The organism is Aeromonas sp. Prich7-2 (genome assembly GCF_017939255.1).
Taxonomy (GTDB): domain Bacteria; phylum Pseudomonadota; class Gammaproteobacteria; order Enterobacterales; family Aeromonadaceae; genus Aeromonas; species Aeromonas caviae.
In genome coordinates, this window is record NZ_JAGKRI010000134.1 from 1 (window position 1) to 13,784 (window position 13,784).

General features: G+C 63.3%; 7 protein-coding genes and 1 pseudogene. 2 read left to right on the top strand and 6 right to left on the bottom strand.

The window, feature by feature from the left end; all coding sequences use genetic code 11:
- Nucleotides 1-172: 172 nt before the first annotated feature.
- From J9892_RS17750 to J9892_RS17760, 3 genes are all read right to left on the bottom strand, one after another.
- Nucleotides 173-1,300, bottom strand: coding sequence for a GTP-binding protein (locus J9892_RS17750; protein WP_210538643.1), 1,128 nt, complete (start codon nucleotides 1,298-1,300; stop codon nucleotides 173-175).
- Between the two features lie 71 nt (nucleotides 1,301-1,371).
- Nucleotides 1,372-2,778: a D-arabinono-1,4-lactone oxidase gene (locus tag J9892_RS17755; protein WP_210538644.1), complete on the bottom strand. Its 1,407-nt coding sequence runs from the start codon at nucleotides 2,776-2,778 to the stop codon at nucleotides 1,372-1,374.
- A 115-nt stretch (nucleotides 2,779-2,893) separates the two neighbouring features.
- On the bottom strand, nucleotides 2,894-3,511 hold the full coding sequence (locus tag J9892_RS17760) for a LysE family transporter (RefSeq protein WP_010675804.1): 618 nt from the start codon (nucleotides 3,509-3,511) through the stop codon (nucleotides 2,894-2,896).
- Nucleotides 3,512-3,587: 76 nt separating this feature from the next.
- Between J9892_RS17760 and J9892_RS25195 the strand changes: the two are divergent.
- A pseudogene (locus tag J9892_RS25195) lies at nucleotides 3,588-4,494 on the top strand (LysR family transcriptional regulator).
- Here J9892_RS25195 and J9892_RS17770 read toward each other — a convergent pair.
- The 3 genes from J9892_RS17770 to J9892_RS17780 all read right to left on the bottom strand — a co-directional run bounded on the left by J9892_RS17770 (nucleotide 4,491) and on the right by J9892_RS17780 (nucleotide 11,424).
- Nucleotides 4,491-6,062, bottom strand: a complete 1,572-nt coding sequence (locus J9892_RS17770; protein WP_102949056.1) for a cyclic diguanylate phosphodiesterase — start codon at nucleotides 6,060-6,062, stop codon at nucleotides 4,491-4,493. The pseudogene J9892_RS25195 and the gene J9892_RS17770 sit on opposite strands and share 4 nt — an antisense overlap.
- A 231-nt stretch (nucleotides 6,063-6,293) precedes the next feature.
- Nucleotides 6,294-8,891 (bottom strand): bifunctional aconitate hydratase 2/2-methylisocitrate dehydratase, encoded by a 2,598-nt coding sequence (gene acnB, locus J9892_RS17775; RefSeq protein WP_128313664.1) that lies wholly within the window; start codon nucleotides 8,889-8,891, stop codon nucleotides 6,294-6,296.
- Nucleotides 8,892-9,120: 229 nt separating this feature from the next.
- Nucleotides 9,121-11,424 (bottom strand): patatin-like phospholipase family protein, encoded by a 2,304-nt coding sequence (locus J9892_RS17780; protein ID WP_102949054.1) that lies wholly within the window; start codon nucleotides 11,422-11,424, stop codon nucleotides 9,121-9,123.
- A gap of 273 nt (nucleotides 11,425-11,697) precedes the next feature.
- Between J9892_RS17780 and J9892_RS17785 the strand changes: the two genes are divergently transcribed.
- The gene (locus tag J9892_RS17785) at nucleotides 11,698-13,608 is read left to right on the top strand and encodes a methyl-accepting chemotaxis protein (protein ID WP_109421779.1); all 1,911 of its coding nucleotides are present in this window, start codon (nucleotides 11,698-11,700) and stop codon (nucleotides 13,606-13,608) included.
- The last annotated feature ends 176 nt before the right edge of the window (nucleotides 13,609-13,784 follow it).

The window sequence follows — 13,784 nt, forward strand, 5'->3', positions numbered from 1 at the left end:
AACCGGTCTTGACAGTGAATGTGAAAAGAGTGTTTACCGAGATCAATACCAATAAGCGCAACGTTTTCCATGATGGCCTCTCCTGAAAGAAAAACACCCTGTCAGCGTACCGCTCACAGGGTGGGGGTGACCATCTCATTAGACCCGCACGAGCGCGGGTCATATCAGCATATCAGGCATCCGGCTGGCCGAGCATGGCCTTGAGGTGCTCTTCCAGGCTGGGTTCGGGGGCCTTGAGGGTCGAGAGGAACAACTGCTCTATGCCTACCCTGTCCTGGCTCTTCACGATGAACACCAGCCGGGACTGGGCCTTGCCTTCGGGCCACTCCCCCAGCGCCTGCAACGGATAGAGCTGGCCGTGCACGCCGTGGATCACCACGGGCTGGCTCTCCCCTTCCAGTTGCAATATCCCCTTGAGGCGCAGCAGGGCATCGCCGTATTGCGCCTGCACCGCATCGATGGCGGCCAGCAGGCGGGAGGGCTTGAGCGGCTCGCCGATGCGCAGGGAGAAACTTTCTATATTGCCGTGCTCGAAGCGGGTGGGCGCGACCGTCCCCACCTTGGCGGCAAACGGCGTCATCTTCGGCTGCATGGGCGAAGCCAGCCCCTGTTTCGGGGATTCGGTACGCAGCCAGGCCAGCAACTGGCGCACGTCGCGCCCCGCCGCCTCGTTGTAGGCGCCGAGCTTCTCCAGCACCGCGGGTGAGAGCACGCCATTGCTGACCCGCTGGATGGGGGCTGCCGGATTGAGGGTCGCCAGTTGGGCTTCCACCCGAGCAAGGGTCTCTTCATCCACCAGATCGCCCTTGCTCACCACCAGCAGATCCGCCAGCGCCACCTGTTTGACCGCCTCATATTGAGCCGCAAGCTGCTGCTCGATATGGCCGGCATCCACCACGGTGACGGTGCCGTCGAAGCGGTAGCGCTGGGCGATAAAGCCCTCTTCCCTCAACGTGAACAGCACGGGGGCCGGATCGGCCAGACCCGTGGTTTCGATGATCAGCCGTTTGAAGGGTTTGATTTTGCGCTGGATGGCTTTCATGAAGAGCCCCTGCAGCGCCTCCACCAGGGATCCCTGCACCGAGCAGCAGATGCAGCCGGAATCGAGCAGCACCACCTGCTCGTCCACCTGCTGTACCAGATGATGATCCAGCCCCACGGAGCCGAACTCGTTGATGAGCACGGCGCACTCCCCGAGCTCGGGCTGCTTGACCCAGTGGTTGAGCAGGGTGGTCTTGCCGCTGCCGAGAAAACCGGTCAGCAGGGTCACGGGGATGCGGGTGTCTTGCATGTCTGTCATCGGGTTGCCCCCCCTCTGATCGGCAGGAGGATGAGTAAGCGAGTGTCTTGCATATCGGTCATGTCAGATCCTTACCGGTTGGCGAACAGGTCGCCGAGCCAGCGGTTTTCGAAACGGCCATGGGGGTCAAGCTCCCGCTTCAGGGCCAGGAAGTCGTGCCAGCGCGGCAACAGGGCCGGGAAGTCGTAGAGGTCCATCGCCAGGTGCTTGCCGAAATGGGGAATGCCGCCAAGCGGCACCAGCAGTTGCTGCAACTCGCGCATCTGCTCCATGGAGCCCCCGACGAAGGTCCCGTCCGCCGCCAGATAGACCAGAAAACCTATCCAGCACACCGACTTGTCATGGGCGGCACTGAGCCAGGCCACGGAGGGACCGGTGCAGCGCAGGATGAAGGGGTAGTGCAGCACGCCGGGGTTCGCCTCCTGCCATGCCTGCAGGATTTCAAGGGCCTCCCCCATGCGTTCGAGGGGCACGGCCACCTCGCAGTTGATCTGGGGTGCAGGGATCCCCTTGCAGAGGATCTGGTAGACGTTGCCCACCAGATCCGAGGCGTCCTTGAAGCGGCGTACCGTCTCGAAGTGCTCGCCTGCCCTGGCCTCGTCCTTGGTGTCTCTGGCCATCTTCTGCAGGGTCGCGTCTATGGTGGCATTGAGCGCCAGGTTCATGCGCTCGTCCATGTCTCCCTCCAGCACCAGCGGCTCGCTGCCCCCGGCCCGGTAGCGGGCCACCTCGTCATCGGAGGCGGGATCCACCAGCCAGATGTGGCTCTCGCCGGTCCAGGCGAACCACCAGCTCTTCACGAAGGCGTGCTCCCGGTTGAGGCGCTCGTTGTGTTCCAGCAGGAAGGGGTAGTCGGTGGTGAACTTGGTGCAGCGCATGATGCGGTTGGGCACGGTGTTGAGGGTCACATCCAGCAGGATGCCGAGCATCCCCATGCCCATCACGAAGGCGCCGAAGCGCGGATCGGTGCGATCCACACGGATGATGTCGCCGCTCGCCAGCATCACGGTCAGGGCAGCCACCGCATCGCACAGGGCGGACTGGTGCAGTCCCTGCCCATGGGTGCCGGTGCTGAGCGCTCCACCCAGGGTCTGGATGCCGATGACGCCGGGGGACGCCGGCAGCATGCGATCCATGGCGATGAGGTCGGCATAGACGGTATCAAGCGGCGTCCCCGCCAGGTAGGTCACCGTATCGGCAGTCTTGTCCAGCTGGCCGCGCAGGTGGTGCAGGTCCACCAGCAGCGCCTGGCTGCCTTCGGCGTAGACGCTGTGGATGGGTTCGAAAGAGAGGCCGGAGCCGATGAGCCGCAGCTTGCGCTCGGGGTATTTCCGCAGCAGTTGCTGCAGCTCGTCACGGGTCGTCGGGCGCCACACCTGATCAAGGGCGCCGAGGGGGTTGGTTCTGGACCAGTTGAACAGCACCTCCCGATTGCCAATCGCCTTGATGCTGTGAAATGCCTGGAACCTGACCGTCATACCGCGCCTCATCTGACTTCAAAATGAGCGCCAATTCTACCGAAAAGTGGCTGCCAAGGCATGAAAAACAAGACCCTACAGTCGGGGGTGGATAGGGGGAGCGCCCCTCCCCGCCTCAGCGCGTTTGCTGGGTCAATGCCAGCAACATGCCGAATCCCACCAGCAGCCCCCCGAACACCCGATCGATCCAGTGGCGTACCGCCAGCAGTCGGTCCCGCACCGCAGGGGTGGAGAAGAAGAGCGCCACCGCACCAAACCAGAGGGCGTGCGCCAGCGCGATGAAGGCGCCATAGCCGATCTGGACCGCCAGCGGCGTCTGCGGCTGCACCACCTGCATGAAGAGGCTGACGATGAAGATGGTGGTCTTGGGATTGAGCACATTGGTCAGAAATCCGGTGCGCAGCGCCCCCAGGCTGGAGAGGGCAGGCTGACAGATGCTCTCTTCATCGGCAGCCGGTTTGGCCCGCAGCATCTTGATGCCGAGGAAGATGAGATAGGCGGCCCCTGCCAGCTTGATGAGGTTGAACAGCCAGAGGGATTGCTGGATCAGCAGGCCCACCCCCAGCAGGGTGTAGGCCACGTGCACGCAGACCCCGGCCGCGATGCCGATCGCCGTCAACACGCCGGTGCGGCGCGAGAGCAGCAGGCTGTTGCGCGACACCATGGCAAAGTCGGGTCCGGGGCTGATGACGGCAAAGAGGGTAATGGCGACAACGGCTAACAGTTCGGTCATGAAAAGAGTCCTGATTAGAGGGGATATCGGCTATTTTATTTGCCAATAACACCAATAACGAACGATGATTCCTGACATGAATGGTGAAAAAAACTCACAAAAAGCCCTCTCGCTTCCTTCCCTCACCGCCCTGCGCTGTTTTGAGGTGGCGGCCCGCACCGAGCATTTCGGCCGCGCCGCCGACGAACTGCATCTCACCCATGGCGCCATCAGCCGGGCGGTACGACTGCTCGAGGAGGATCTGGGGGTCATGCTGTTCGAGCGGCGCCAGCGCCGGGTCTTTCTGACCGACGCGGGTGAACGGTTCTATCAGGCGGTCAGGGAGGGGTTGGGCAGCATCCGCCAGACGGCGCAGGCCCTGCGCCAGCAGAGCCGCCCCCAGTCGCTGGTGCTCTCCTGCGAACCCACCCTCCTGATGCGCTGGCTGATCCCGCGCTGGCCCGCCTTCCAGGCTCTGCACCCGGAGCTGGACGTACACCTGATGGCGGGCGGCGGCGCCCTCAGCTTTGGCAGCGGTATCGATCTCGCCATCCGGCGCAACGACTTTCACTGGCCTGCCGAGCTCTACAACCAGTTGCTGTTCGAAGAGCGGACCGGCGCCGGGCAAGGTGGCGCACTTTTTTGAATCCAGGGGGGATGTGCAGGCCCTCAGGCCAACGGCCCCCCGTCTGCACACCAAGACCCGTCCGGGCGCCTGGCTGGAGTGGCAGCAGCACGCAGGCATGTCCGCAGACGAGGAGGTGCCGGGTCAGACCTTCGAGCACTTCTATTTCAGCCTGCAGGCGGCAGTCGCCGGGCTGGGAGTCGCCATCGGCCCCTACCGCCAGGTGTGCGACGATATCGAGGCCGGTCTGCTGGTAGCACCGCTCGGCTTCGTCCCCGACGGCACCGGCTATCACCTGCTCGCCCCCGCCCCTCCCGAACCCGGCAGCCCCCACGACATCCTGGTGAACTGGCTGCACAGCCTGGTGGGCGCGGCCTAGCCCTGGGCGGTGCGCCCGGCAGCGACCTGTATCTCTCCCGCCGTCAGCTCCCGGCAGAACTGGCGTATCGGCATGGGGCGGGCAAACAGGTATCCCTGCAGATACTGGACCCCCTTGCCTCTCAGATAGGCGGCCTGCTGCTCCGTCTCCACCCCTTCGGCCACCAGGGACAACCCCAGCCGTCCCCCAAGGTCGATGACGTTGTCCACGATGTGCTCGGAGAGGGACTCCGTCCCGATACGGCCGATGAAGGAGCGGTCGATCTTGAGATAGTCCACGTGGAATTGCTGCAGATAGATGAGGCTGGAGTGGCCGGTGCCAAAGTCATCGATGGCGAGCTGCACCCCCATCTCGTCGAGCTGGCGAAACAGGGAGAGGGTCTGCGGGCTGGTCACCAGCAGCTCCCGCTCCGTGAGCTCCAGCACCAGCACCACCCGTCCCGGAACGAAGTGGCCGAGGAAGTCGCGGCACTCCGCCACCAGGGAGAGGTCCCGGCAGTGGATGGCACTGATGTTGAAGCTGATGTGAAATGCCTCGGACAGCTGCTCCTGCACCGGGTGGAGTGTCTTGGCCACCGTCTTCATCAGGTTGACCGTCATGGGCACGATCAGGCCAGACTCTTCCGCCTGGGGGATGAAGAGATCGGGGCGGATCAGCCCCTCGGTGGCATGTTGCCAGCGCATCAGTACCTCGGCTCCCACCATCTTGCCGCCCTTGCTGGCGATCAGCGGTTGCAGATAGGGGACAAACTCCCTGGCTCGCAGCCCGCGTCTCAGCTCGTCCGTCAGGGCCCCCGGCCGCCCAAGCAGCCACCACACCAGCAGTGAGAGCACCAGCGAACTGGCTCCCAGCCAGATCAGCTGCAGATGGCGAGCCTCCCACAGGGCACGCCAGTAGATCGGCATGGCATAACCGGCGTGGATGGTGAAGGGGTAACGCTGGGAGGCGAGTATCAGGGCAAACTTGCTGTGCAGTTTCGGCGGATCGCTTTGGAAGTGGCCGGACTCATCGAGCCAGGCGGACCCCACCTGCAAGAACAGCTCGCTGGGATCGCTGCTCAGGGTAAGCATGAAACTGAGCTGACTGCTGTCAATGGCGCTCAGTGCCGCATCACGCCCCCGCTCCTGACGCACCACCAGCAAGGGGTGATTCTTGCGCACCAGGTTGCCGCTCATCAGCAGCAACTTGCGATCCGTGTAGCGGGAGCCGTCATCCACTTCCCTGGCAGGCCCGAACAGCGAGGTGCAGTTGATGATCCCCTGTCGCACCAGATTGATGGAGCGCAGGAACGGCTCCAGCGCCACTCGCTTGCGCAGCAGCAGCAGGTTGTCGCTGCAAGGTCGACCGGCCAGCGGCAATACCTCGAGGTTGGCCCGCTCGGCCTGATCCAGCATGCGCTCCAGCAAGGTTCTGGCCTTGCTGGCTGACGCACTGGCATCGTTCTTCAGCTCCTGCTCGTAGCTGTCATGCACCATCCACCCTCCCACCACCAGGGGCAGGGCTAACACCAGCAGGGCACAACCAAGGCGCCACTTCATGCGGGCCAGATCAATCCGGAACAGAAACATAGCAACCACGCCGCAATGCGCGGGCCCGCTTCGCAGGTACCGCGGTATAAAAATACCCACCAGGAAACGGTGGGGCCATCATGGCCAGACAACGAAAGCGCAACGCGCGTACCAGGCAAATCGACGACGCCGTTGCTGGGCATGGCGGGTCATTATCGCGCAGCCCCCTGAAATGGAAAATGCCGCGTCGAGACGCGGCATTGTTATTTTCAGTGGTCAGACCGGCGAGTCTCAGACCGCTTGCTGCAGGATCACCGCATCGGCCTTCTTGGTGTAGGAGGCGATCTCGTTGAAGTTCAGGTAGCGGTAGGTGTCGGCAGCAGTGGCGTCCAGGGTCTTGGCGTACTGCAGGTACTCGGCCACGGTCGGGATCTTGCCGATGATGGCGGCAACCGCGGCCAGCTCCGCAGAGGCCAGATAGACGTTGGCACCCTTGCCCAGGCGGTTCGGGAAGTTGCGGGTGGAGGTGGAGACCACGGAGGCCCCTTCCGCTACCCGCGCCTGGTTGCCCATGCAGAGGGAACAGCCGGGGATCTCGATGCGGGCACCGACCCGACCGAAGATGCCGTAGTAGCCCTCTTCGGTCAGCTGATCCTTGTCCATCTTGGTGGGCGGGGCAATCCACATGCGGGTCGGCAGCTCGCCCTGATACTTCTCGAGCAGTTTGCCGGCTGCGCGGAAGTGGCCGATGTTGGTCATGCAGGAACCGATGAACACCTCGTCGATCTTGTCGCCAGCTACGTCGCTCAGCAGACGGGCATCGTCCGGATCATTCGGCGCACACAGGATGGGCTCCTTGATGGTGGCCAGATCGATCTCGATGATTTCGGCGTACTCGGCGTCCTTGTCCGCCTCCATCAGCACCGGGTTGGCCAGCCACTCTTCCATCCCCTTGATGCGGCGGGTGATGGTGCGCACGTCGCCGTAGCCTTCGGACAGCATCCACTTCAGCATCACGATGTTGGACTTCAGATATTCGATGATCGGCTCTTTATCCAGCTTGATGGTGCAACCGGCAGCGGAACGCTCGGCGCTGGCGTCCGCCAGCTCGAACGCCTGCTCTACCTTCAGGGTCGGCAGACCTTCGATCTCGAGGATGCGGCCGGAGAAGATGTTCTTCTTGCCCGCTTTCTCGACGGTCAGCAGCCCTTTCTGGATGGCGGCATAGGGGATGGCATGGACCAGGTCACGCAGGGTGATGCCCGGCTGCAGCTCGCCCTTGAAGCGCACCAGCACGGATTCCGGCATGTCCAGCGGCATCACGCCGGTGGCGGCGGCGAAGGCCACCAGACCGGAGCCCGCCGGGAAGGAGATACCAATGGGGAAACGGGTGTGGGAGTCACCACCGGTACCCACGGTATCCGGCAGCAGCATGCGGTTCAGCCAGGAGTGGATGACGCCGTCGCCCGGACGCAGAGAGACACCGCCGCGGTTCATGATGAAGTCCGGCAGGGTGTGGTGGGTCTGCACGTCGATGGGCTTGGGATAAGCCGCGGTGTGGCAGAAGGACTGCATGGTCAGATCGGCGGAGAAGCCGAGGCAGGCGAGATCTTTGAGCTCGTCGCGGGTCATCGGGCCCGTGGTGTCCTGGGAGCCGACCGTGGTCATCTTGGGCTCGCAGTAGGTGCCGGGGCGAATGCCCTTCACGCCGCACGCCTTGCCCACCATCTTCTGAGCCAGGGTAAAGCCCTTGCCGGTATCGGCCACCGGCTGCGGACGACGGAACACGGTGGAGAACGGCAGACCCAGCGCTTCGCGGGCCTTGTCGGTCAGGCCGCGGCCGATGATCAGCGGAATGCGGCCACCGGCGCGCACTTCATCGATCAGCACCTCGGTCTTCAGTTCGAACCGGGCCAGCACCTCGTCGGTGCCGTGGCGGGTGATCTTGCCCTCATAGGGGAAGATGTCGATGACATCGCCCATTTCCAGCTTGGAGACGTCCACTTCGATGGGCAGGGCGCCGGCATCTTCCATGGTGTTGAAGAAGATCGGGGCAATCTTACCGCCGAGGCAGACACCGCCGGCGCGCTTGTTCGGCACGTGCGGAATGTCGTCGCCCATGAACCAGAGCACAGAGTTGGTGGCGGATTTGCGGGAAGAACCGGTACCGACCACGTCACCCACGTAAGCCAGCGGGAAACCTTTCTCTTTCAGGGCATCGATAGTCTTGATGGGGCCGATGACGCCATCCTTGTCCGGGGTGATGCCGGGGCGGGAGTTCTTCAGCATCGCCAGGGCGTGCAGCGGAATGTCCGGGCGGGACCAGGCGTCCGGCGCCGGCGACAAGTCGTCGGTGTTGGTTTCGCCGGTCACCTTGAAGACGGTGACGGTGATCTTCTCGGCCAGGGCAGGGCGGTTCAGGAACCACTCGGCGTCAGCCCAGGATTGCAGCACCTGCTTGGCGTGGGCATTGCCCGCCTTGGCCTTCTCTTCCACGTCGTGGAAGGAGTCGAACATCAGCAGGGTGTGGGAGAGGCCCTTGGCGGCAAGAGGAGCCAGGGTCGCATCGTCCAGCAGGTCGATCAGCGGCTGAATGTTGTAACCACCCTGCATGGTACCGAGCAGCTCGACGGCTTCGGCGGCAGTCAGGATGGGGGAATGGGCCTCGCCCTTGGCGACGGCGGTGAGGAAGCCGGCTTTCACATAGGCCGCTTCATCAACACCCGGGGGAATGCGGGAGGACAACAGTTCTTTCAGAAAGTCCTGTTCGCCGGCGGGCGGATTCTTGATCAGCTCAACCAGGGCGGCGACCTGCTCTGCGTCCAGAGGTTTGGCAACCACGCCTTCGGCGGCACGTTCTGCGACGTGTTTACGGTATGTTTCAAGCACGACTAATTCCTCTTTGGTCTTTTTTTTGGGGTTCGCCCAAGCTCGCGGCGATCGTCCTTGCGGGACACCCGTAGGGTGCCCCCCACTATATAAGTTTTAACGACTAATTAAAATCCAAACCCTGTGCAGTTATTCATCAAACCAGCATAACCATATAAACCCATTAGGTTTTTTTAGAGTGACAAGCCGCCCGCCCAAGGTGAGTTAACAAAAAGGCAGCATTTCGCCCTTATTGGAACGTAGTGCCCAATTGCAGATAGAACATGTCGTGCCCCCCCTCCGCCACGCCATAGCCGAGGAAGATGGGACCGAGGAAACTCTCCACCCCCATATAGAGGGAACCCGAGGTATAGGAGGATTCGATGCTGATGTCCTCTCCCTTGTCCCAGACCCCCCCTTGCTCGAGGGAGCCCCCGAGGAACAGGGGCGCCTTGAAGGCACCGAAGTCGTTGTCCGCCACCCGGTAGATGTAGCGCAATCCGCCAAACAGGCTGTAGCGACCGCTCAACTGGTAATGCTGGAAGCCGGACATGCGGAACAGCCCGCCCAGATCCTGCACGAACAGCGGTACCGTCTCCTGGGAGCTTGAGCCGCCCCCTTCCAGCATCAGGTTGAGGCTGTGCCTGTCCCAGGACCAGGGCTTGATCATCACCAGCCGGTAATTCACCCCCTCGGCCTGCTCGGAGGGCGCGTCCGCGGGGTCGAGATCGACGTAGGAGTAGCCCCCCTTGATGTCCCAGTAGACCCCCTGATAGGGGAAGTAGCGGCTGTCGAGGGTGTCGTGCTCGAAGCGGATGTAGGGGCCCCAGGCGGAGGCATCGGCATCCGCGTTGGTGAGGTTCTGGATCTCCACGCTGCCGATCTTGCCCTCCAGTCCAAGGGAGAAGCGACTCCAGGGCTGGCGATTCCAGCCGACGGCGAGATCCACGCTGGTGAAGCTGTATTCGGAGTCCAGATAGCTGACCCCGGACGACGACCTGCTCTCTTCCGGGAAGAAGACCCGTCGCTGGGTCTTGTCGTAGGCCAGGCTCGTCTCGCCGAAGTAGGTCTGGGAGGGCTCCAGCGGGGTGTAGAAGTCGGTCTTGAGGTGCTTGGCGGTCCCGAGGGACGCCTCGGTCAGCCACTCGCCTCCCCAGTCGTTGACGTTGGTCAGGGTGTAGGACATGCCGACGTTGTAGTTGGAGCTGCTCTCGAAGTCATCGGAGAAGCCGAGCTGGAAGTTGAGATAACCCGGCCCCCAGTTCTTCTCGCTGGCGTCCACCACCAGCACGTTCTCCCCGTCCCGCTCCTCCACCTCGTAGGTGATGCGATCGAACGACTCCAGGGCGTAGAGGCGACGGATCCCCGCCTCCAGGCTCTCGTAGGTCTGCACCTTGTCCGGACGCACGTTCAGCATGGCCCGCACCGTGTCGTCGGAGAGGCGCGACTTGTTGATGATCTCCACCTTGTCGATGTAGTAGGCGGGCTGGCCGCTGCGCTCGGCGCGCCGGCTCAGCTTGCCGTTGCGATAGTCGGCGTAGGCGGCGGGCGAGAGAGAGAGTGCATCGAGCCGGGCCGCTGCACTGTTGGCGACCGCCTCCCCGATCTTGATCCCCTCCGGCATCAGGGCGAAGTCGGCGATCCCCATGTTGCCGAACTCGGGGGTCAGCAGGATGTCCTTGGGGCCGAGCAGCGCCTTCTGCTTTTCGGTCCCCACCTGGGTTATGTAGGTGGTGAGCTGATCGATCATGGCCAATCCCGACTTGAGGGACTCCCGGGTACGCAGCTTGGCGCTGATGTCCACCGCGATCACCACGTCGGCCCCCATGGCCTTGGCCACGTCCACCGGCATGTTGTTGACCGTGCCACCATCGGCCAGGATGCGGCCGTCCCAGTCCACCGGCTTGAGGGCACCGGGAATGGACATGGAGGCCTGCATCGCCTTGGCGAGGCTGCCGTGATCCAGCACGAAGGGGGTCACCGTCTCCATGTCGGTCGCCACCGCGCGATAGGGGATAGGCAGGTTGTCGAAGCTCTTTTGCGCCGGCAGGTTGGAGGTGGCGTGGCGCAGCAGGCTGGCCATGGACTGTCCCTGGAAGAAGCCGTCCGGCAGCTGGGTCTGGTCACCGTTGACCCCGATGTCGGTGCGCAGCTGGTACTTCTCGGTCTGCTGCTTCTTGCGCAGGGATAGCTCGTCGCGCCCCACCTTGTCCTGATAGCCCTTGTTCCAGTCGATGGCCAGCGTCGTGCGCTCCACCTCCTCGGCGCTGAGCCCCATGGCATACATGCCCGCCACATAGGAGCCCATGCTGGTCCCGACGATGATGTCCACCGGGATGTGCTTTGCCTCCAGCACCTTGAGCACCCCGATATGGGCCGACCCCTTGGCCCCGCCGCCGCTCAGTACCAGGGCGATCCTCGGACGCTCCATCTTGGTTGCCCCCGGGTTTCTGGCCGAAGGCGCGGGATCATTGGCTCCGGCCGCCGCCATGAACGGCAGGGTCGCCAGCAGGAGCACGAGCAGGTGGGTCCATCCCCGATGAAAGATGCGCATATGAGAGTCCATAAATCCGGTGCGAGTCGAGCGGGCAGGCCGCCAGTCAGGTGCAGCCTACTATAAGTGCAAGCACTTTAACCGCAAGCCGGGGTGCTGGCGAGGGGTCGCCCCGCTTGCGACGATGTCTCGGCAAAATCGGGCGCCAATCCAGCCCAATCCGGGTGTGAGCGCAAACGTTAATCGACAATAAAGGCCCCCACCGCCTCAAGAGCGCGCCAAATCAGCCGCTATTATGAGTTCAACCCTGGTTCACACTTCCGAGTCACCCCTATGTTCGCAAGCCTGACACTGAAACAGAAAATTCTGGCCACCGTCATCCTCGCCGTGGCCCTCTCCTGCCTGCTGGTGGGCTATTTCAGCCAGCGTTCTGCCCAGCAGCTGATCGAGGACCGCATGTTCGAGCAGGAGCTGCCCAACCTGACCCAGCGCATCGGCAAGGAGATCGAAAAGGATCTCACCTCGGTCGCCAATGCCGCCAGACAGCTTGCCAACGACCGCTTCGTGCTGGACTGGGTCGAGCGCGGCATGCCCAAGGAGCAGGAGTCCATCCTCATCAACCAGCTCAAGGACATGACGAGCCAGTATGGTCTGGTCACCGCCTCCTTCGCCGATCGTCAGAGTGCCGCCTACTACAACCAGGACGGTTTTCTGCGCATCCTGAACCACGAGCAGGACAACTGGTTCTATGACTACACCAAGAGCCGCCAGGATCTGATGCTCAGCATCTTTCGGGAGAGCAACGGCGAGGTGAAACTGTTCGTGAACTTCCAGCAACTCGACGGACGCGGCCTCGCCGGCCTCGCCAAATCCCTCGACAGCATGGTCAGCATGCTCGCCAACTTCCGCATCGGCGACAGCGGCTTCGTCTTCATGACAGACGGCAGCGGCAAGGTGAAGCTGCACCCCGACGCCGCCCGCATCGATCGGGACAACCTGACCCAGCTGGCCAGCGGCAGTAGCACCAACCTGCTCAACAAGCAGCCCTTTGCCGCCACCCATGCCGAGGTCGACGGCCAGCCAGTGATCCTGGCCAGCAGCTACATCCCCCTGCTCGACTGGTATCTGGTGGCCCAGGTGCCGGAGGCCGAGATTTATGCCGAACTGGACAGAGCGCGCCTGCACATGGTGCTGGTCAGCCTGGCCATCGCCGTCGGCATGGGGCTGCTCGGCGTTCTCCTGGCGGGCTCCGTGAGCCGCCCCCTCAACGAACTGGCCCGCCTGTTCCGCGAACTCGGCAGCGGTGATGGCGACCTCACCCATCGCCTCAAGGTCGATGGCCGTGACGAACTGGCCCAGGTGGCGACCGGCTTCAACAACTTTGTCGCCAAGATCCACGGATCCATCGAGCAGGTGGCGAGCAACTCCCGCCAGCTCGCCGCCACCGCCAACGAGGTGGCCGCCAAGGCCCAGCTCACCCAGCACAACTGCACCGCCCAGCGGGATCGCACCGTCCAGGTCGCCACCGCCATCCACGAGATGGGAGCCACCGTCAGCGAGATCGCCGGCAATGCATCCCTGGCAGCCGACGTCGCCAAGCAGGCCAACGAGCAGGCCGATGCGGGGGCCCAGGTCGTCGCCCAGGCCCGTCACGGCATCGTCGGCCTCTCCGGTGAAATCGAACAGGTCGCCGGGGTCATCGAGTCCCTGGCGAGCCAGACCGACTCCATCGGCAGCATCCTCGACACCATCCGCAGCATCTCGGAGCAGACCAACCTGCTGGCCCTCAACGCCGCCATCGAGGCCGCCCGTGCCGGCGAGCAGGGCCGTGGCTTCGCCGTGGTGGCCGACGAGGTGCGCAACCTCGCCAGCCGCTCCGCCGCCTCCACCGCCGAGATCCAGGGCATGATCAACAGCCTCCAGGAGCAGAGCGCCCGCGCCGTCAGTGCCATGGCCCAGGGACGCAACCAGAGCCTGCGGGTGGTGACCCAGGCCGACGAGGCCAACGGCGCCCTCGACCAGATCACCGGGCACATCACCCAGATCAGCGACATGAACATCCAGGTCGCCACCGCCACCGAAGAGCAGTCCAGCGTGGTCGGGGAGATCAACCGCAACGTGGAGGACATCAACCAGCTCACCATGGAGACCGCTGATATCGCCCACCAGTTGACCGAGTCCAGCCGCAGCCTGCAACAGCTCTCCGGCGAGCTCGACAAGCTGGTCGGCAACTTCCGGTTATAAGATGAAAGGGCGCTGCGGCGCCCTTTTTTCAGGTTCTTCGCGGGATCTTGGGGAAGTGGAAGTTGACAGACAGGGTGCTGGTAAACTGGCTGTCTCCAAACACACCACCACCATCACCCTGCTGTCGCCGTGCATCATATTGATATTGCCTCCTTCTGGCCAGGTTATACCGTCAT